General features: G+C 66.8%; 18 protein-coding genes. 9 read left to right on the top strand and 9 right to left on the bottom strand.

What is annotated here, in order from left to right:
- Window positions 1-11: 11 nt before the first annotated feature.
- The gene (locus IED13_RS04005; protein ID WP_191123448.1) at window positions 12-1,235 is read left to right on the top strand and encodes an FAD-dependent oxidoreductase; all 1,224 of its coding nucleotides are present in this window, start codon (window positions 12-14) and stop codon (window positions 1,233-1,235) included.
- 72 nt (window positions 1,236-1,307) lie between these two features.
- Window positions 1,308-2,585 (top strand): O-acetylhomoserine aminocarboxypropyltransferase, encoded by a 1,278-nt coding sequence (locus IED13_RS04000; RefSeq protein ID WP_191123447.1) that lies wholly within the window; start codon window positions 1,308-1,310, stop codon window positions 2,583-2,585.
- Here the strand turns inward: IED13_RS04000 and IED13_RS03995 are convergent.
- The gene (locus tag IED13_RS03995) at window positions 2,570-3,022 is read right to left on the bottom strand and encodes an HIT family protein (RefSeq protein ID WP_191123446.1); all 453 of its coding nucleotides are present in this window, start codon (window positions 3,020-3,022) and stop codon (window positions 2,570-2,572) included. The two genes, IED13_RS04000 and IED13_RS03995, sit on opposite strands and share 16 nt — an antisense overlap.
- The gene (locus IED13_RS03990) at window positions 3,012-4,055 is read right to left on the bottom strand and encodes a COX15/CtaA family protein (RefSeq protein WP_191123591.1); all 1,044 of its coding nucleotides are present in this window, start codon (window positions 4,053-4,055) and stop codon (window positions 3,012-3,014) included. The genes IED13_RS03995 and IED13_RS03990 overlap by 11 nt, the downstream gene beginning before the upstream one ends.
- 235 nt (window positions 4,056-4,290) lie before the next feature.
- Between IED13_RS03990 and IED13_RS03985 the strand changes: the two genes are divergently transcribed.
- Window positions 4,291-4,500: a DUF2842 domain-containing protein gene (locus IED13_RS03985; protein ID WP_038368252.1), complete on the top strand. Its 210-nt coding sequence runs from the start codon at window positions 4,291-4,293 to the stop codon at window positions 4,498-4,500.
- 14 nt (window positions 4,501-4,514) lie between these two features.
- Here the strand turns inward: IED13_RS03985 and IED13_RS03980 are convergent, their stop codons facing one another.
- Window positions 4,515-5,567, bottom strand: coding sequence for a polysaccharide deacetylase family protein (locus tag IED13_RS03980; protein WP_191123445.1), 1,053 nt, complete (start codon window positions 5,565-5,567; stop codon window positions 4,515-4,517).
- 129 nt (window positions 5,568-5,696) lie between these two features.
- On the opposite strand from IED13_RS03980, the gene IED13_RS29145 reads away from it, so the two are divergent.
- Window positions 5,697-6,893, top strand: a complete 1,197-nt coding sequence (locus IED13_RS29145; protein ID WP_191123444.1) for a GNAT family N-acetyltransferase — start codon at window positions 5,697-5,699, stop codon at window positions 6,891-6,893.
- Between the two features lie 150 nt (window positions 6,894-7,043).
- Here IED13_RS29145 and IED13_RS03970 read toward each other — a convergent pair whose 3' ends face one another.
- Window positions 7,044-8,021, bottom strand: coding sequence for an alpha/beta fold hydrolase (locus IED13_RS03970; RefSeq protein WP_191123443.1), 978 nt, complete (start codon window positions 8,019-8,021; stop codon window positions 7,044-7,046).
- Window positions 8,022-8,194: 173 nt separating this feature from the next.
- Here IED13_RS03970 and IED13_RS03965 point away from each other — a divergent pair, with 173 nt between their 5' ends.
- Complete coding sequence (locus tag IED13_RS03965; RefSeq protein WP_038368257.1) at window positions 8,195-8,617, top strand: RrF2 family transcriptional regulator; 423 nt, start codon at window positions 8,195-8,197, stop codon at window positions 8,615-8,617.
- Window positions 8,618-8,666: 49 nt separating this feature from the next.
- Here IED13_RS03965 and IED13_RS03960 read toward each other — a convergent pair whose 3' ends face one another.
- On the bottom strand, window positions 8,667-10,832 hold the full coding sequence (locus IED13_RS03960; RefSeq protein WP_142020719.1) for a GumC family protein: 2,166 nt from the start codon (window positions 10,830-10,832) through the stop codon (window positions 8,667-8,669).
- A gap of 212 nt (window positions 10,833-11,044) precedes the next feature.
- Window positions 11,045-11,527, bottom strand: a complete 483-nt coding sequence (locus tag IED13_RS03955) for a DUF3617 domain-containing protein (RefSeq protein ID WP_038368260.1) — start codon at window positions 11,525-11,527, stop codon at window positions 11,045-11,047.
- A gap of 203 nt (window positions 11,528-11,730) precedes the next feature.
- Between IED13_RS03955 and IED13_RS03950 the strand changes: the two genes are divergently transcribed.
- On the top strand, window positions 11,731-12,291 hold the full coding sequence (locus tag IED13_RS03950) for a polysaccharide biosynthesis/export family protein (RefSeq protein ID WP_038368262.1): 561 nt from the start codon (window positions 11,731-11,733) through the stop codon (window positions 12,289-12,291).
- A 20-nt stretch (window positions 12,292-12,311) separates the two neighbouring features.
- Window positions 12,312-13,502, top strand: a complete 1,191-nt coding sequence (locus IED13_RS03945; protein WP_133565629.1) for a glycosyltransferase — start codon at window positions 12,312-12,314, stop codon at window positions 13,500-13,502.
- Window positions 13,503-13,613: 111 nt separating this feature from the next.
- Here IED13_RS03945 and mdtI read toward each other — a convergent pair whose 3' ends face one another.
- Entirely contained in the window at window positions 13,614-13,949 is a 336-nt protein-coding gene (gene mdtI / locus IED13_RS03940; protein ID WP_197062819.1) for a multidrug/spermidine efflux SMR transporter subunit MdtI, read from the bottom strand.
- Window positions 13,946-14,317, bottom strand: a complete 372-nt coding sequence (locus tag IED13_RS03935; RefSeq protein WP_051988501.1) for a DMT family transporter — start codon at window positions 14,315-14,317, stop codon at window positions 13,946-13,948. Before IED13_RS03935 ends, mdtI begins: the two co-directional genes overlap by 4 nt.
- 640 nt (window positions 14,318-14,957) lie before the next feature.
- On the opposite strand from IED13_RS03935, the gene IED13_RS03930 reads away from it, so the two are divergent.
- Both IED13_RS03930 and IED13_RS03925 read left to right on the top strand, forming a co-directional pair.
- A complete protein-coding gene (locus IED13_RS03930) occupies window positions 14,958-16,511 on the top strand; it encodes an undecaprenyl-phosphate glucose phosphotransferase (protein WP_191123442.1) in 1,554 nt (517 codons plus the stop codon).
- On the top strand, window positions 16,508-17,767 hold the full coding sequence (locus IED13_RS03925) for an O-antigen ligase family protein (protein ID WP_191123441.1): 1,260 nt from the start codon (window positions 16,508-16,510) through the stop codon (window positions 17,765-17,767). Before IED13_RS03930 ends, IED13_RS03925 begins: the two co-directional genes overlap by 4 nt.
- Here IED13_RS03925 and IED13_RS03920 read toward each other — a convergent pair.
- Entirely contained in the window at window positions 17,737-18,561 is an 825-nt protein-coding gene (locus IED13_RS03920) for a class I SAM-dependent methyltransferase (RefSeq protein ID WP_051988503.1), read from the bottom strand. The genes IED13_RS03925 and IED13_RS03920 overlap by 31 nt on opposite strands.
- Between the last annotated feature and the right edge of the window lie 127 nt (window positions 18,562-18,688).

The following is an 18,688-nucleotide window of genomic DNA, read 5'->3' as shown; positions in this document are numbered from 1 at the left end:
GAGGACAGACCATGCGCGAGCTCGCCACGACCTGCTGCATCGCCGGCGGCGGACCGGCGGGGATGATGCTCGGCTTCCTGCTGGCGCGGGCCGGGGTCGATGTGACCGTGCTGGAAAAGCACGCCGACTTCCTGCGCGATTTCCGCGGCGACACCATCCATCCCTCGACGATGCAATTGATGCAGGAACTCGGCCTGCTCGAGGATTTCCTGAAGCTACCGCATACCGAGGAACGCAGCATCGTCGCCCGGTTCGGCGACAGGGACGTGCCGATCGCGGATTTCAGCCATCTGCCGGTAGCCGCGCCCTATATCGCCTTCATGCCGCAATGGGACTTCCTCGATTTCCTGGCGGATCGCGGCCGTGCCTTGCCGCATTTCAAGCTGCTGATGCGGGCGAAAGCGACCGGGCTGATCCGCTCGGGCGGCCGCGTCGCCGCCGTCACCGCCGAGACGGCCGAGGGCGAGGCGACGATCTGGGCCGATCTCGTCGTCGCGGCGGATGGGCGCCATTCCGATCTCCGTCAGGCCGGGGGCTTCACGGTGCGCGAGATCGGCGCGCCGATGGACGTGCTCTGGTTCCGGCTGTCGCGGCGCGAGAGCGATGCGGGCCAGACCTTCGGGCAGGTCGGGCGCGGGCGCTTCGCTGTGATGCTGAACCGCGGCGACTACTGGCAATGCGCCTATGTCATTCCGAAAGGCACGCTGGAAAAGCTCCACGCCGCCGGCCTCGGCGCCTTCAGGGCCGGCCTCGCCGAATTGTTGCCGATCGTCGCCGACCGCGCCGACGAAATTGCGAGCTGGGACGACCTCAAGCTGCTCTCGGTCGCGGTCGACCGGCTCGATCGCTGGTGGCAGCCGGGCCTCATCTGCATCGGCGATGCGGCACATGCGATGTCGCCGATCGGCGGCGTGGGGGTCAATCTCGCCATCCAGGACGCTGTCGCGGCCGCCAACCGGCTCGCCGGGCCGCTGCGCGATCGGAGCGTCCGCAGTGAGGATCTCGCTGCAGTGCAGGAGCGCCGGAACTTCCCGACCAAGGCGACGCAGGCCCTGCAGGTCGCGATCCAGAACCGCGTGATCACGCCGATCCTCGCCGGCAGCGGCCCGGTGAAGCCGCCTCTCCTGCTCGAGCTGCTGCGCTGGTTCCCCCTGCTGCGGCGCATCCCCGCCCGTCTGGTCGGCATGGGCTTCCGGCCGGAGCATATCGGGCCGAAGCTCGCACCGCGCGGCTGAATTGACGCTGTCACAGGCGTTCGTTAAACCGAACGCATTGTCTTGCATTCAGAAGATTTCAGGGAGCACGCCATGACCGACCGGATGCCCGGCTTCAATACGCTCGCAATCCATGCCGGGGCGGCACCCGATGCAGCGACGGGCGCGCGCGCGACCCCGATCTACCAGACGACCTCCTTCGTCTTCGACGATGTCGACCATGCCGCCTCGCTGTTCGGCCTGCAGGCCTTCGGCAACATCTACACCCGCATCGGCAACCCGACGAACGCCGTGCTGGAAGAGCGCGTCGCGGCGCTGGAGGGCGGCACCGCCGCGCTCGCCGTCGCCTCCGGCCACGCGGCCGAGTTCCTGAGCTTCCACGCCCTGTTGCAGCCGGGCGACGAGTTCGTCGCGGCCCGGAAGCTCTATGGCGGCTCGATCAACCAGTTCAACCATTCCTATAAGAGCTTCGGCTGGAACGTGATCTGGGCCGATTCCGACGATATCGACAGCTTCGCCAAGGCGGTGACGCCGAAGACCAAGGCGATCTTCATCGAATCCATCGCCAATCCGGGTGGCGTCGTCGTCGACATCGCCGCGATCAGCGCCATCGCGAAGAAGCACAACATCCCGCTCATCGTCGACAACACCATGGCGACGCCCTATCTGCTGCGGCCCTTCGAGCATGGTGCCGACATCGTCGTGCATTCGGCGACCAAGTTCCTCGGCGGCCATGGCAATTCGATCGGCGGGCTGATCGTCGATGGCGGCTCGTTCAACTGGGTCGGCGACGACCGCTATCCGATGCTGTCCAAGCCCCGCCCGGAATATAATGGCATGGTGCTGGGCGAGACCTTCGGCAATTTCGCCTTCGCCATCGCGACGCGCGTGCTCGGCCTGCGCGACCTCGGCCCCGCGCTCTCGCCCTTCAACGCCTTCATGCTACTGACCGGCATCGAGACCTTGCCCTTGCGCATGCAGAGGCACTGCGAGAGCACGCAGAAGGTCGCAGAGCATCTCGCCAAGCACCCGGCCGTCGAATGGGTGAGCTATCCCGGCCTGCCCGGCGACAAGTATCACGAGCTCGCCAAGCGCTATGTGCCGAAGGGCGCGGGCGCGGTCTTCACCTTCGGGCTCAAGGGCGGCTACGACGCCGGCGTGAAGCTGGTCTCGAACCTCAAGCTGTTCTCGCATCTCGCCAATATCGGCGACACGCGCTCGCTGGTGATCCACCCGGCCTCGACCACCCACCGCCAGTTGACGGACGAGCAGAAGGTCGCCTCGGGCGCCGGCCCGCAGGTGGTGCGGCTCTCGATCGGCCTCGAGGATGTCGAGGATCTGATCGCGGATCTGGATCAGGCGCTGGCCTGATCCTTCGCCAGCTCCTGCCGGATACGGGCCGCCGTCTCCTCCTGCTCCGTGACGGGAGGACGCGGCGGATTGCGATAGGTCACGACCTCCTCGGCAATGTAGCGCCGAGACGTGACGTCGTCGGAGCGCACCATCGGGATCAGATGCGCATGGGCATGGGCAAAGTCGTTGCCCGTGAACATGAAGGCGACGCGGCCGACGCCGTAGATCGCCTTCAGCGCCTTCGCCATGCGCTGCCCGAGCTGGATGATCTCGGCCGCGAGTTCCGGCGGCAGGTCGTCGAAATAGGCATGATGCGCGCGCGGCACGATCTGGACATGGCCCGGCCGCACCGGCGCGATATCGAGAAAGGCGACGAGGTTCTCGCTCTCCGCGACGCGGTGCGACGGGATGCGGCCTGAGGTGATGCCGCAGAACAGGCAATCGTCAGGCGGCATCGGCGGTCTGCGCTCCCGTGCGCGTGACGTGCTCCACCGCCATCGCGAGCACGGCGAAGGCGAGCGCCTGATGGGCGAGCCCGGCCCAGAGCGGCACGACCAAAAGCAATGTCGCGACGCCGAGCGCGGCCTGGGCCGTGACCATGCCGGCAATCACCGTCGCCCGCTTGGCCGCGCTCGATTGCGGCGCCTTCCGCTTCAGCCACCAGAGCTGCCAGAGCGCGAAGGCGAACAGCACATAAGCGCCGAGGCGGTGGTTGAACTGCACCAGCGCGACATTGTCGACGAAGTTTTCCCAGAAGGGCTGCTGCGCGAAGAGCAGCGAGCCGGGCGGCACCACCGCCCCATCCATCAGCGGCCAGGTATTGAAGGTGAAGCCGGCTTTCGAGCCCGCCACCAGCCCGCCGAGCGCGATCTGGACGAAGGTGAGCAGCAGCAGGAGCCAGGCCATGGCGGCGCTTCCGGCCGTCTCGGGCCGGCGCAGCGGCGTCAGCCAGGTGGCGAAGGCGACGACCGAGGCGAAGAACAGGCCGGCGAAGGTCAGGTGCAACGTCAGCTTCACCGGCGCGACGGCGACCATGCCGGGCTGGAGCCCCGAGGCCACCATGATCCAGCCGATCGCGCCCTGCAGGCCGAGCAGCAGCCCCATGCCGAACAGGATCGCGAGCTGACGCCCCGGCAGGAGGCGGCGCAGCGCCACGACGAGGAAGCCGGCGAGGAAGACGAGCCCGATGAAGCGACCGAGCTGGCGATGGCCCCATTCCCACCAGTAGATGAACTGGAATTCGCCGAGGCTCATGCCGTTGTTGAGGATCTGGTATTGCGGGCTCGCCTGGTATTTGGCGAACTCCTCGGCCCAGGCCTGCGTGGAAAGCGGCGGCAGCGCACCGGTGATCGGCTTCCATTCGGTGATCGAGAGGCCGGAACCGGTCAGCCGGGTCGCGCCACCGACCACGACCATCAGGAAGACGAGCCCCGCCACCGCCCAGAGCCAGCGGCGGATGCCGGCATGGTTCGCAGCCAGGGCCGACATGGCGGTCTGTTTCACGGCGAGGGTCACGGAACGGCCTTAGGGTGCGGGATCGAGGATGGAGCGCTTCACAAGCACGGTCGGCGGTGACATAGCGCGAGCGAAGCGAATTCTGGTCGCAAAAGGGGTGCCCACTTTTGCGGAACATGCTTTAGACCCGTCGCGAAAAGGCGACAATGCCCGCATTGCCGCAGGAGCGGCCAACCCGAAACGCCGAACCCCGGCGACAGAGAGCCCGATGAGACAACGCACGCGCAAGCTGGTCGGAACCGTGGTGATCCTGGTCTTCGTCTGCGTCTACGCGCTCGTCGCGATGGCGCTGGCGCAGGGACGGATCACCGAGGCGCCGAAGCTGGTGCAGACATTCGCCTATATCGCGCTCGGCCTCGCCTGGGTGCTGCCGCTGCTGCCGCTGATCAAGTGGATGGAGCGGCGAGACGAGGTTTGAGCGCGACCAGGCTGTTACCCGACATCGAGCCGCCGCCCCCGGTTCCGCAGCCAGAACGGCAATCCCGAGAGCAGCGCCCGCAGCGCCGCTTCGTTCTGGTGCAGCCCGTTGAGCGAGACGCGCGGCAGGGCGTGGAGATGGTTCACATGTTCCGGGAAGAGATGGCCGGGTCGCGTCGTGACGGCGCTGGCAAAACCGGCCTCCTTCGCCAAGCCGAACTCCCGTAGCCCGGCCGAACCGGGATCACCCACGGGATAGGCGAAATGGCGGATGGGCAGGCCGCACTCCGCTTCGAGCCGTGCCTTGCTCGCAACGATCTCGCGGTGCGCCGTCTCCGCATCGTGCTTCGCCAGCATCGGATGCGTCAGCGTATGGGCGCCAATCGTGACGCCCGGCGCGCCCGAGAGCGCCCGCAGCGTTTCCCAGGGCAGGCATTCGCGCTCGAGTAGCGCGGCGGCATCGATGCCGGCCTGCCCGGCCAGATCGGAAATCGCTGACAGCAGAATCGCTTCCGGCCCCTTGCGCAGACGCCAGTAGAGCTTGGCGAAGGCCCGGTTCTTTTCCGCATCGGTTTCCGTGCGGGCGGTGAAGCGCCCCTCCGGCAGCGCGAGATCGAGGCGCGGCAGGGCGCGGATCGCCTCCTCCAGCTCCAGCCACCAGAGCCGCGCTGTGCGGTCGGCGAAGCCCGGCGTGACGAAGAGCGTCCAGGGCGCGCCGCGCCTGGCGAGCACCGGCCAGGCATGCTCGACATTGTCGCGATAGCCGTCGTCGAAGGTCAGCGCCACGAAGAAGCGGCCCTGCTTCGGGCTCTGGAGCCGGGCGACGGCCTCGTCGAGCGAGACGAGCTCGTAGCCCTCGGCGCGAACCAGGCCGAGCGTGGCGTCGAGGAATTCGGGCGTGATCTCCAGCAATGCGTTGGGCGTAAAGCCGCGCGGCACAGCCGGGCGGACATGGTGGAGCGTCAGGATCACGCCCCTGCCCTGAGCAAAGCCCCTGCCCCAGCGGTCGGCGCCGAGCGCCACCATCATCCTGAATGCGGCCGCGATGGCCCTGTGACGCCCGTTCATCGCCTGTCCATGCAACCGCCCGCTAACGCTATCGCGCGATCGTGCCGCGAAGAAACCGATCTTGACCGATCCGTTCACAATGCCGGGTTAAGGAGGCAATCGTCCTGTCCTGCTCGCGAGGCACGGAGCGTGTCGGTTCCTGTCCACTCCCCGGAAGCCCGCCCCTGGGCATCGATCACGATCGCGACCGATCTCGCCGGGATTGCGGCCGAATGGCGCGCCTTCGAGGCGCGGGCGCTGGTCACGCCCTATCAGGCTTATGGCTGGGTCCGGCCCTTCGTCGAAACGGTCGGCGCGGCGCATGGCATGGACTGCCGCTTCGCCCTGCTGCGAGACGCGACGGGGGCGCTCTGCGCGCTGCTGCCCCTCGTCCTGACCCGGCGCAGCGGCATCCGCTTCGCCGAGTTCATCGGCGGCAAGCACGCCAACTACCATATGGGCCTCTATGACCCGGCTTTCGCCGCCGGGCTGGATAGCGGAACGGCAAGGCTCATGCTTGTCGAGGTCGCTCGGGCCATCGGCGGGCTCGATGCGCTGATCTTCGTGAACCAGCCGCCACGGTGGCAAGACATCGCCAACCCGGCCGCGCTGCTCGCGGCCGCGCCGAGCCCGAGCCGGGCCTACAAGCTCGCCCTGATCGCCGGCGACGGCGAGGCCACGCTGAGGCGCTCGATGAGCAGCCACGCCCGCAAGAAGCTCAAGAACAAGCGCAGCCGCTTCGCCGATTTCGGGCCCAGCACAATGACGCTGGCCCGGACGCCGGCCGAGATCGAGCGGGTGATCGACGCCTTCCTGCAGCAGAAGGCCGAGCGTTTCCGCAGCATGGGTTTGCCCGACCCCTTCGCGGAACCGGCGATGCACTCCTTTCTCGCGCGGGCGGCGGCGGGCGACGGCGACGCGACGCCGACCATCGAGCTTTACTCACTCGACCTGAACGGCCGTTCCGTCGCGACCTATGTCGGCGCGGTCCAGGGAGGCCGCTTCTCCGGCATGGCGACCTCCTTCGACATGGCGAGCGAGACCATCAAGACCAGCCCCGGTGAGCTCCTGCTGGCCGATCTGATCCGGCTGAAATGCGACGAAGGATACGCAGCCTTCGACCTCGGCATCGGCGAGGCGCGCTACAAGACGACCTTCTGCGACGACCATGACGATCTCGTCGACAGCTTCCTGCCGCTGACGCTGAAGGGGCGCCTGTTCGTACCGGTCGCGCAGGCGAAGCGGGAGCTGAAGCGGCGCATCAAGAATTCGCCCGTCGCGCTCAAGCTGGCACAGCGCGCCTCCGGCTGGCTGCGCCGACCGAAGGCGGGAGCCGCGGCGGATTAGGGCCGATCGACATTCAGGATTCGCTTCAACCGAATGAAGCACCTCCGTCGCTTTGCTGCGCGCTTTGACCGAAGAACCCTTCACTTCAAAGGCTTCGTCTATCTTATAGCCCCGATGCTCCGGCTCTCATGAACGTCGATCCGTACTGGATCACCCGGCAACCTCCCTCAAAAACCCAACCACCAGTTCCGTCACCGCTTCCGGCCTTTCCTGCTGCAGCCAATGGCCGGCGCCGGGGATGGTGTGGGAGCCACGCAGGCCGGGGACCAGATGCGGCATGGCGGCGATGATCTCGGGCATGCCGGGAATGGCGAGGCCGGTGTCGCGCTCGCCGATGGCAAACAGGGCGGGGACGGTGACGGTCTGGCCGGCATTGGCCTGCTGGAGCTCATAGTTGCGGTCGAGATTGCGATAGTAGTTCAGGGCCGGGCCGAAGCCGGTCGCGGTGAAGGCCTGGGCGAGACGGTTGAAATCTGCGGGCGGCAGCCAGGCGGGAAGCGCTTCGGGATCGGGCAGGTCGGCCAGCAGGCCGCGGTTGCGGCTCACCATGCCGAAGGGGTTGGGCGTGCCGTCGCCGGGCCGGCGCGGTCCGGCTTCGCCGCTGGCGGCATGGATCAGCTTGCGCAGCGTCTGGCCGACATCGCGGCTAAACTCTTTCTCTGCGCCCTGCGGATCCTGGAAATAAAGCGTGTAGAACAGCGCTTCGCCATTCTGCGGAAAGAGCTTTGACGGCGCCACCGGCGGCAGGCCCATCATCGGCACGCTCAGTGCCACCACCGCGCGGAACCGGTCCGGGCGCATCAGGGCCGCCTGCCAGGCGATCGTAGCGCCCCAGTCGTGACCGATGATGACCGCCTGTTTCTCACCGATCGCATCGAGAAGCGCCACGAGATCGCCGACGGCATGGACGACGGTGTAGTGATCCGCCCCCTCGGGTGCTGCAGTGCCGCCATACCCCCGCATATCCGGAGCGACGGCGCGGTAACCGGCGGCCGCAAGGGCGCCGATCTGGTGGCGCCACGCATGCTTGGTCTCGGGAAAGCCATGGCACATCAGCACCAGCGGGCCGCTGCCGGCATCGAGGATGCTCATCTCGAGCGCGCGGGTTGCGATGGTTTTTTCTTGCATGTTGGGCTCCCGGCCGGAGCCGCGAAGAATGGGTGTCGAGACAAGCAAGGCCGTCGAGGCGGTCAGAAACCGGCGTCGCGGCAGGCTTGCCCTTTCAGTGCGTAACAATTCCTGTTACGCAAAAGCCGCGATGTCAATATCGCGTAACATCAATAGTTGCGGAAAGACTTGCGATGAAGACCGACGGCCGTCTGGCGCGGATGCTGCATGTGCTGGTGCATATGGGTTTGCTCGGCGGCAAGGAGACCTCGGAGCGGATTGCGCAGATGCTCAACACCAATCCCGTCGTTGTCCGCCGCACGCTGGGGGCGCTGCGCGACGCCGGCATCGTTGAGAGCGAAGGCGGCCGCGGCGGCGGCTGGAAACTGATCAGGACGCTCGACGAAATCACCGTGCTTGCCGTGCAGCGAGCGCTCAACGAGGGCCCCGTGCTCGCCGCCCCGGTCTCCCGCGACCATCCGTCCTGCCCGGTCGAGCGCGCCTCGAACTCCGTGCTGGAGGCAGCCCATGCGGCCGCTGAGACAGTGCTTCTGAAGAAATACGCGGCAACGACGCTGGCCGATATCGCCGGCATCGCGCTGGCCACCGGCAATTAGCGACAGATATCCTTCATCCGGCTCGACCGAGCCTGATGAAGGATAGATTCTAAGCCTCGACCGGCTCTTCCTCGTCCTGCCGCATGCGCGCCATCGGAACTTCGTGCTCGGCATCGAGCACGAGCGAAACCGGCGCCTTGGTCAATTCGCTGAGGCGATAGGCCACTTCGAGCGCGTGGCCGTTGCTGGCCTTTCCGCTCATCACGAGGCCACCCTGCGCCCGGCGCGCGACCGGCTCCAGCATCGAAGCCTCATCGTTGGAAGCGGCGGCGACCAGCACCCAGTCATAGGTCTCGCAGAGCGCGTCGAGCGCGACATCGACCAGATCGGCGGCGGCGAAGACCGCCTCGCGTCCCGCCCGGCCCGGGCCGATGCTGTGCAGGCGCGAGCCCGTCGCCCGCATGATGATGTCGGAAAACAGCGCCTCCCCGGCCAGCAGCTCCGAGAAACCCGGTTCGCCATGGTCGTGGTCGCTGGTGAGATCGACGAGGATGCAGCGGCAGCGCTGCGCCAGCAATTCGGCGAGATCATGCGGCTTGGCGGCGCCCTCGGCACCAGCGTCCAGCACCAGCATGACCGGCGCCAGGCCGCGCTGCGGCTCCTCGGTGCGTTCCGCCATCGCGGCCAGCGTTTCCTCCGGGCGGTCGAGGTCGAGCCTGATATGGCCGAGGCGGCCGGCATGGGTCAGCAGGCCCGCGACCGAATCGCGACGCGGTGTCTCGGGCGTCGGATTCTCCGACTTCGCCGCCGCCTCCTCATCAGCGACCGAGACCCAGCGCGGGCCGCGCGGCTGCGGCAGCGGGCGGGCCTGCCCGTTCAGGAGCTCCCGCGTCACGATGGTCGCCAGCGCGATCAGGAAGGTCGCAAGCGTCGAGACGAGGACGATCGGCAGCTTCTTCGGGAAGGACGGATCGATCGGCTCGACGGCGCGCGAGATGATGCGCGCATCGGCCGGGGTGGCATTCAGCGTGTCGCGCGCCACGGCCTCCCGATAGCGCTGCATATACTGCTCGAGCTGCTCGCGCAGGGTGCGGGCGTCGAGTTCGAGCGCGCGCAACTGCACCTCGCTGTCGTTGGAGGTGGCGACGTTCTTCTTCTGGCCGTCGAGCGCGGCCTGGAAGCTTTCGACGCGCTGGCCGGTGATCTTGGCCTCGTTCTCCAGCGTGCGGACGGCGCGCTCGGCGGCGCCGCGCAACTGACCTTCGAGATCGGCGAGCTGGGCGTTCAGCTCCTTGATACGGGGATGACCGGGCAGGAGGCTGCGCGATTCCGCCGCGATCTGGGCACGGAGATTGACGCGCTGCTCGATCAGCCGGCGGACGAGTTCGTTGTTGGCCACCTCCGGAATCTCGAAGGTGCGGCCCTGCTTGATCGCATCTCGGATCATCCCCGCCTTGGCCTGCGCCTCGGCCTGCTGGCTGCGCGCCGCGGAGAGCTGCGTCGAGAGATCGGCGAGTTGCTGCGCGTTGATGCTGGTGTTGTTGGGGCCGGCGAAGAGGCCGTGCTGGGCGCGGAACGTCTCGACCTTGGCGTCAGCCTCGGCCACGCGCTTGCGCAGCGGCTCGATGGTGGTCGAGAGCCAGGCTGAGGCGCTGCGGGCATTGTCCTGCTTGGCCGCCTCCTGAAACTCCAGATAGGTCTCGGCGATGGTGTTGGCGGCTTTGGCGGCGAGCGCACGGTCCTGCGAAGTGAACTCGATCGCGACGATGCGCGAGCGCGCCACCGGATAGACCAGGAGCCGGTCGTAATACTTCTCGAGAACGCGCTCTTCGGGAGAGCGGTCGGCCGGGTGGGCGCCGAGGCCCATCATCACCGCGACCTTGCGCAGGGCTCCGAGCGCGCCCGCACCGGAATCGAATTCGGGATTGCCGACGAGGCCGATGCGCTTGATCGCTTCTCGCGCCAGGTCGCGCGACATCATGATCTGCACCTGGCTCTGCACGGCCTCGGCGTCGAACTGGCCGGCGGTATCCTGAGCCGACTGGCCGGGCAATGCGTAGAAACCGCTGCGGCTTTCCAGCAGCAGGCGCACCTCGCCGGTGTAGCGGGGCGTCACGACGTTCACCGCGAAGAAAGACAGGCCGAGCGCCGCCAGCGTGGGCACGACGACCCAGGCTCTCCGGCGCTTGATCGCCGCCCAGAGTGCCGCGAGGTCGAGCATGTCGCCCCGGCCTTCGCCGTTGCCTCGCGCTTCAGTCCCAGCTTCAGCGGTCATGATCCACCCATGTGACGCAGAACTCTCGCATCCCGGGAAGGACGCCGCGTCATTCAAGGCTCAGTAAGGTTAGTGCCAGGTAAATGCCGGAGCCTCCAACCTCCGAAATCGTCGATTTTCATCTCCTCCACGCCTCCAGACACAAAAGCCCGGCCTCTCGGCCGGGCTTCACGTCGACGTCCGGATTGTGCTCCGGGCCCTGTCGGCAACTCTTATGGCTTGGGCGCCTGAGGCATCGAGATGACCTTGCCGTCCGGCATGATGATGTCGCCCGGCTTCTGCCCCGGACCACAATCGCCGAGACGCTTGGCCTCGACCACCAGCCTGCGCTCCACCGGACCGGACTGGCCGGGCATGCCGGAGATCTTCGTCGTCCCCTCGGTTCGCAGCGAAGTTTCGAAATCGCCGGTGATGACGCTGCTGCCAGAGGCCTTGACCGGCCCCATGGAGCACTCCGTCTCCACCGCGTAGCCGGTCGCCGTCTTGGTCACCAGCATCTTGGAACAGGCGCCCGCCGTCATGCCGCCAATGGCGGATTGGTCGGTGCCGGGGCCGACGCACTGCTTGGCCACCGCTTCTCCCTGCTCCCCGGTCGATTTGGTCTCCCAGAGGCCAGGCTTGCGCTGCGGGAGATCCTCGGCAAAGGCCGGGACGGATGACAGGATCGCGATCGCGGCGAGCACCACAGATTTCATTTCCGGTCTCCTCGCGAGAATCGTTCGGGTCGAGCCTCAGACAAGGCCGGCGGGGAGGCCAGAATAAGGCGACCTGCCTTGAATGGCTCAGCGGAATACGCCCTCCAGCGCCACCCGGAAGACCAGTGGGAAGACCGGAAGGAAGCCTTTGTTAACCATGTCGGGGCTAATGCTCTGCGCGAATTCCGCACGGATAGCCATCGATGAGTCGACGCCTCGCCTCTCTCGCCCTGGCCGCCGCCATGACGGTGGGCGCCTGCGCGCCCCGGTATCAGGCGACGGACTACGCACTCGCCCAGCCAGAGGGCCCCTATCAGCTCGCCAGCGGCGACAAGCTGCGCATCATCGTCTTCGGCCAGGACAATCTCTCGAACATCTATGCCGTCGACGGCTCGGGCAAGATCTCGATGCCCCTGGTCAATACGATCGTGGCCCAGGGCCGCTCCACCCAGCAACTGGCGCGCGAGATCGAGGCGAAGCTGCGCGGCGGCTATCTGCGCGAGCCCAAGGTCTCGGTCGAGGTCGATACCTACCGCCCGTTCTTCGTGCTGGGCGAAGTGACGAATTCCGGCCAGTTCCCCTTCGTCAGCGGCATGACGGTGCAGACCGCCGTCGCCATCGCGGGCGGCTTCACCCCGCGCGGGCAGCGCAACTCGGCGGAGGTCACCCGGCAGATCGAGGGCCAGCTCGTCACCGCGACGGTGCCGATCACCTACCCGGTCCAGCCCGGCGACACGATCGTCATCAAGGAACGCTGGTTCTGACACCCCCGCCCGGCCCCGCCATGAGCGCCGCCGAAGGTGCGCCGCTCAGAATCCTCCATGTCTTTCGCGCACCGCTCGGCGGGCTCTTCCGGCATGTGCTCGACGTGGCGCGCGGACAGGCCGAGCGCGGCCATGAGGTGGGCATCTTCTGCGACGCCACCACAGGAGGGGCTCGCGCCGACGAGGTGTTCAGCGAGCTCGCTCAGACGCTGTCGCTCGGGATCACGCGCGTGCCGATGTCGCGCTATCCGAGCCGGACGGACGTCAAGGCGCAACTGGCGGAGATGGCCCTGCGCCGGCGCCTCGACCCCGATATCGTGCACTGTCACGGCTCGAAGGGCGGGGTCTATGGCCGTGTCCCGGCGCTGCTCTCGCCGGGCCGCCGCTATGCTACCGCCTATACGCCGCATGGCGGTAGCTTCAACTACAAGCCCGGCAGCACTGAGCATAAGGTCTACATGACGGTGGAGCGCCTGCTCGAGCGCGCGACCGACATGTTCCTGTTCGAGAGCCGCTTCATCGCCGGACGCTTCGAGGCCCATGTCGGGCATCAGCCCAGGACGGAGCACCGCATCGTGCTCAACGGCATCTCCGAAGCCGAGTTCGAGCCGATCAGCCACAGCGCGGCGAGTTTCGACCTGCTCTATCTGGGCGAGTTGCGCTCGGCCAAGGGCGTCGACACGCTGATCGACGCGCTCGCATTGCTGCGCCGGCGCGACGGGCTCGTCCCGCGCATCCTCATCGTCGGCTCGGGGCCGGACGAGGCCGAGCTCAAGGGCATGACGGTTTCGCGCGGCATCGCCGATCAATGCGTCTTCGAGCCGCCAGGGCCGATCCGCAAGGCGCTGGCGCGGGCGCGGGCGATGGTCATCCCGTCGCGCGCGGAATCGCTGCCCTATGTCATCCTCGAGGCGGCCGCGGCAGCGCAGCCGCTGATCTCGACCGATGTCGGCGGCATCAATGAAATCTACGGGCCTCGCCACCGGCACCGCCTGATCAAGGCGAACGACCCCGCGATCCTCGCCGAGGCCATAAGCGCCATGCTGGCGCGGTCGGAAAGCGAGCGCCTCGCCGAGGCGGCCGATCTCGCCGCCCATGTCCGCCAGCATTTCCAGCTGGATGACATGGTCGACGGCGTCATCGCCGCCTATCGCGATGCGCTTCGGGCACGCCGCGGTGGCGTCGCCACCTTGGCCGCAAGAGCCGGATGACATCAGATGGAATCGCTTCGCGGTTCCATCTGATGTCTGAATCCGTCTCTTGCCGAAGGGTTAGAGCATGATGTCGCCCGAAAACCGGTTCCCACTTTTCGGCATCATGCTCTAGGTCAGTTTGAGAGCCACGACGCCGCCGACCACGAGCAGGATGCCGAGCCAGCCGGCCCGGTTGATCCGCTGGCCGAAGGCGAGCGCCCCGATGATCGCCGTCGCGACGAGGCCGGCCCCGCCCCAGACCGCATAGGCGACCGAGAGATCCATGCCCTTGATGGCCTGAGCAAGGGCGCCGAAGGCGCCCATGACGAGCAGCACTCCGCCAGCGCCCGGCAGGCGACGGGTCATCCCGTCCGAGAGCTTGAGCAGATAGGTGCCCGACAGCTCCAGGAGAACGGCGAAGAGAAGCCAGAGCAGGGGCATGAATTGAACGACGGAGACATTCACACATGCCTCCCCTCGCTCGACAGACGCTTATCCTCTGCCTCGCCACCATGGCCGATGCCGGCTTCGATCAGGACGATGCCGACCAGGATCGCCGCCAGCGCGGCGAAGCGGCCAGCCGTCAGGTGCTCGCCGAAGAGGAGATGCCCCATCGCCGCGATGCCGACGATGCCGAGCCCCTCCCAGACCGCATAGGCGACGGCCATGGGAATGACGCGCAAGGCGATGCTGAGCAGCGCGAAGGACAACCCGATCAACAGCAGCGGCAGGACGCCGACGAGCCAGGGGGCGGAGACGACCGACTTCAGCGCGGCCGTCGCGACGATCTCGACGGCGATGGCCGCGAGCAGAATCAACCAATGAAAAGACATGTTGCACACGGGCGAAGCCGCGCCACACGGCGCATTTGCGCCGCAAAGACAGCCAAGCAATCGTTAGAGATTTAAATCGAGAGTTCCGACGAAATGGAATTGCTGGAGCACCGCTCCGGCAAACTGCACCGCGGAAGGAGCAACGCCATAGGCGCCAGGCTCGTCACGCGAAATATGTGCTTCTCAGACACTCATCGCCGACAGATATGCCTGCGCAAAGACCTTCTGTCAACCGATAAACACTTCCGATTAAATAAGACACACCAAATCGAACGAAAAAAGTATTGCGGTAAACTTCAGACAACCCCTTGAGGCGGCAGGGCTATTTCCGTTTCTTCACAGAGGCGGAAAACAGGCGGGGCGGCGTGCCCGCGCGACCCACGAATCGCATGGGAAAACGTTGCAAATCCGCCGAAACAGCGAATAGTCCGGTTAAGCGTTCCGAGAGCAATTTCGGCTAGAGCAGGATGCGAAGAAATCGAAACCGGTTTTTCGCGAAGATCCGGCTCCAGCTCTCTGGCGGGGCCGGCTTCGGATTTCCGACGGGATCATGGGACGATCCCGGCCGAAATCATCCGGCTCTGGACCACAGCCCGGGTCGCGGCGCGAGACGCCGCGATCGGGACGAGGAATGGACGTCATGGGGACTTTCGATGTCCGCGATATGATGAAGGCGGATGCGGCCGGATCGGCCGCTCCGGCATCCATGGGCAAAACCGAGGACGGGCAGACGCGCCGCTTCCACCCGCTCGCGGAGCGTATCGCGGCGCTGCCGGTCAAGCCCACGCTCTCGCCGGTGATGATCGAAGGGCTGGTGCGCCTGCTCGACGTGCTGGTCGTGCTCGCGGCCGGCGGGCTGATCTACTGGCTCTATGCGGCCGGCAAGGTGGACGATCCCCTCGCCTATCAGATCACGATCCCGGTGGTCGCCGTCGGTGCGCTCGCCACCTTCCAGGCCCTGCGGCTCTACCCGGTCGGCGCGCTGCGCCATTTTGCCGGCATGGTGGTGCGGCTCATCGGCGGCTGGACGATGCTGTTCCTGATCGCGCTGGCCGCGTTCTTCTTCCTCAAGGTCGGCAGCCAGGTCTCGCGCGGCTGGCTGATCGGCTTCTACCTCGCCGGCGGCGGCGCGCTCATCGCCGAGCGTTTCGCCGTCACCGCGGCGGTTCGCCGGCTGACGCGCTCCGGGCGCCTCGAACGGCGCACGGCCATCGTCGGCGGCGGCGAGGCCGGCGCGGAGCTGATCAAGGCGCTCGAGGCGCAGAAGGATACGGGCCTGCGCATCTGCGGCGTCTTCGACGACCGCAACGATGCGCGTTCGCCCGATCTCGTCGCCGGCTATCCGAAGCTCGGCACCATCGACGATCTCGTCGAGTTCGCGCGGCGCACCCGGCTCGACCTGGTGATCTTCACCCTGCCGATCTCGGCCGAGGCGCGGCTTCTGACGATGCTGCGCAAGCTCTGGATCCTGCCGATCGACATCCGGCTCTCGGCCCATATGTCGAAGCTGCGCTTCCGGCCCCGCTCCTATTCCTATCTCGGCGCCGTGCCGGTGCTCGACGTATTCGACCGGCCGATCGCGGACTGGGACATCGTCGTCAAATGGCTGTTCGACAAGTTCGTCGGCACGCTGGCGCTGATCGCGCTCTCTCCGGTGATGCTGGCGACCGCCATCGCGATCAAGCTCGACTCGAAGGGACCGGTGTTCTTCCGCCAGAAGCGCTACGGCTTCAACAACGAGATCGTCGAGGTGCTGAAGTTCCGCTCGCTGCGTCACGAGATGACCGACCACGCGGCGGCAAAGCAGGTCACCAAGGACGATCCACGCGTCACGCGCGTCGGCCGCTTCATCCGCAAGACTTCGATCGACGAACTGCCGCAATTGATCAATGTGGTGTTCAAGGGCGATCTTTCGCTCGTCGGCCCCCGGCCGCACGCGATCCATGCCAAGACGCTGAACCGCGCCTATGAGCAGGTGGTCGACGGCTATTTCGCCCGCCACAAGGTCAAGCCCGGCATCACCGGCTGGGCGCAGATCCATGGCTGGCGCGGCGAGACCGACACCGAGGACAAGATCCAGCGGCGCGTCGAGCACGATCTCTACTACATCGAGAACTGGTCGGTGCTGCTCGATCTCTACATCCTGGCGAAGACGCCGTTCTCGCTGCTCACCAAGAACGAGAACGCCTATTGAGCGCCACCGTGCAGCATTCGCAGGCTCAGGGCCGGCGCGCGGCGATCTCCTTCGCCGCGATCCAGCGCGGCGCGCTCTGGCTGCTGGCGGCTTCGGGCGGCCTCGTGCTGATCGAGCCCTCGCCCTATGAGCTGGTGTTTCTGCTCGTGCTCTTCGTGCTCGCGCTCACCGGCATCCGCTTCTCGCAGAAGCTGCTGCCGCTGGCCGTGCTGCTGCTGCTCTACAATATCGGCGGCGCCTTCTCGCTGATCCCCTGGATGGACGACCCGGCCTCGGTGCGCTTCACGGCCGTCTCGGCCTATCTGATGATCACCGCGATCGTGCTCGCCGCCGCGATGGCGCAGGACACGCTGCCGCGGCTTGAGGCGCTGCGGAAGGGCTATCTGCTCGCCGCCTGGTGCGCGGGGCTGGCAGCGATTCTCGGCTATTTCGACGTCGCCGGGCTGGGTGAGATCTTCACCCTCTACGGGCGCGCCTCCGGCACCTTCAAGGACCCGAACGTGCTCGGGCCGTTCCTCACCCTGGCGATCGTCTACGTGCTCCAGCGCATCCTGACCGGACAAACCGGCATCCTGCGTGGGCTCTTCGCACTCAGCGTGCCGCTGGCCGGGCTGTTCCTGACCTTCTCGCGCGGCGCCTGGGGCGTGCTCGTCGCCTCCGCGCTGATGATGACCGCGCTGAACTTCCTGATCGCGCCCGACGGCAAGGCCCGCGGCCGTATCGTGGCGATGTCGCTGGCGGCGCTCGTCGCCATGATCCTGGCGCTTCTGGTCGCCTTGTCCTTCGAGAATATCCGCGCCGTCTTCGAGGTCCGCGCGAACCTCGACCAGGATTACGACCAGGGCGTCACCGGCCGCTTCGGCAACCAGATCCGCTCGATCCCGATGCTGCTCGAGGCCCCGAACGGCTTCGGGCCGCTGCGCTTCCGCTGGCTCTTCAACCAGGCCGACCCGCACAACGTCTACATCAACGCCTTCGCCTCCTATGGCTGGCTCGGCGGCATCGCCTGGCTCGCACTGATGGCGGCGACGATCTATGTCGGCTGGCGGCTCGTCTTCCGGCGCGCGGCCTGGCAGAACCACGCGATCGTGCTGTGGTCGGTGCTGTTCGTGCTCATCCTGCAAGGGCTGCAGATCGATACCGACCACTGGCGGCATCTCTATCTCATGCTCGGGCTGGTCTGGGGCCTCAGCGCCCTGCCCGACCCGAGCGTGGCGGGAGCGCCTCAGCCGCGCTCCTTGCGAACCACGACATAGGCGTAGGTGGTCACGAGGCTCCAGCCGGTCTTCGCCGCCAGCGCGTTGAAGCCATGGTCGAGCTGCTTCAGCCCCGGCATCCGGTCGAAATAGCCATGCCCCCAGAAGGGCTGGATATGGATGTCGCGAAAGCCGGCCCGATTCAGCATCGGCGTCAATATCCGCGGATTGCCGCGGCACCAGTCGTAGAGCGCCGGGAATTTCGGATCGCTGCCGCCGTCGCGGCGCGCCGGGAACAGCGCATGGACGATGGCGCGCGAGGCTTTCTCCGGCAGCACATGGTTCAGCGCGAAGACCGGCGCCCAGAGCGTCGGGAAGAAGGCAAGCGCCACGCCGCCGGGCGCCAGCAGCGCATGGACGTTGCGCCAGGCCTGCTCCACGCCGTCGATATGCTCGAAGACCATGCGCGAGATCATCATGTCGTAACCGCCGGGCGCGACATCCGGCTCGGAGAGGTCGCCGGCAATGTCGAAACGGGCCGTCTTCAGGCCGGCGGGGGTCAATGCCAGTTCGCCGGCGTCGATGTCGTTGACGATCAGGTCGATCCCACGCTCGGTCGCCTGCCCGGCGGTGAACAGCGGATCGCGCCCGCCGCCGATCTCACAGACGCTGCGCAGCCCATAGGTGCGCGCGAGCGTGAGGATGGTTGATTCGTAGTTGTCCCAGGCCCAGGCGGAGTGCCAGTCCGGGCGGATCTCCCCGAACAGCCGGGCAAGCGACCGGCCCGTCTGCTCATCGGCGGCAGAGGACGCGTTCACGGATGCACGCGGCGCGGCCGCAGGCGCGAGAGACATGGCTTTCCGAACTCCGACACCTGATCCATCTCCCCTGCGCACAGTGACGCCGGGTGGATCTCCTCGCAATCATCGTATCGGGCGAGGGTAAATGTTTCGCAGCTGCGATCGCTGCGACAACCCTGAA

The organism is Allobosea spartocytisi (genome assembly GCF_014764685.1).
In the GTDB taxonomy this organism is placed as follows: domain Bacteria; phylum Pseudomonadota; class Alphaproteobacteria; order Rhizobiales; family Beijerinckiaceae; genus Allobosea; species Allobosea spartocytisi.
This window is presented reverse-complemented; position numbering and strand designations above follow the sequence as displayed.

Bases quoted from the DNA above. Each gene is read 5' to 3' on its own strand.
- IED13_RS04005 (WP_191123448.1), top strand. From the start codon at position 12: ATGCGCGAGCTCGCCACGACCTGCTGCATCGCCGGCGGCGGACCGGCG.
- IED13_RS04000 (WP_191123447.1), top strand. From the start codon at position 1,308: ATGACCGACCGGATGCCCGGCTTCAATACGCTCGCAATCCATGCCGGG.
- IED13_RS03995 (WP_191123446.1), bottom strand. From the start codon at position 3,022: ATGCCGCCTGACGATTGCCTGTTCTGCGGCATCACCTCAGGCCGCATC.
- IED13_RS03990 (WP_191123591.1), bottom strand. From the start codon at position 4,055: ATGTCGGCCCTGGCTGCGAACCATGCCGGCATCCGCCGCTGGCTCTGG.
- IED13_RS03985 (WP_038368252.1), top strand. From the start codon at position 4,291: ATGAGACAACGCACGCGCAAGCTGGTCGGAACCGTGGTGATCCTGGTC.
- IED13_RS03980 (WP_191123445.1), bottom strand. From the start codon at position 5,567: ATGAACGGGCGTCACAGGGCCATCGCGGCCGCATTCAGGATGATGGTG.
- IED13_RS03970 (WP_191123443.1), bottom strand. From the start codon at position 8,021: ATGCAAGAAAAAACCATCGCAACCCGCGCGCTCGAGATGAGCATCCTC.
- IED13_RS03965 (WP_038368257.1), top strand. From the start codon at position 8,195: ATGAAGACCGACGGCCGTCTGGCGCGGATGCTGCATGTGCTGGTGCAT.
- IED13_RS03960 (WP_142020719.1), bottom strand. From the start codon at position 10,832: ATGACCGCTGAAGCTGGGACTGAAGCGCGAGGCAACGGCGAAGGCCGG.
- IED13_RS03955 (WP_038368260.1), bottom strand. From the start codon at position 11,527: ATGAAATCTGTGGTGCTCGCCGCGATCGCGATCCTGTCATCCGTCCCG.
- IED13_RS03950 (WP_038368262.1), top strand. From the start codon at position 11,731: ATGAGTCGACGCCTCGCCTCTCTCGCCCTGGCCGCCGCCATGACGGTG.
- IED13_RS03945 (WP_133565629.1), top strand. From the start codon at position 12,312: ATGAGCGCCGCCGAAGGTGCGCCGCTCAGAATCCTCCATGTCTTTCGC.
- IED13_RS03935 (WP_051988501.1), bottom strand. From the start codon at position 14,317: ATGTCTTTTCATTGGTTGATTCTGCTCGCGGCCATCGCCGTCGAGATC.
- IED13_RS03930 (WP_191123442.1), top strand. From the start codon at position 14,958: ATGGGGACTTTCGATGTCCGCGATATGATGAAGGCGGATGCGGCCGGA.
- IED13_RS03920 (WP_051988503.1), bottom strand. From the start codon at position 18,561: ATGTCTCTCGCGCCTGCGGCCGCGCCGCGTGCATCCGTGAACGCGTCC.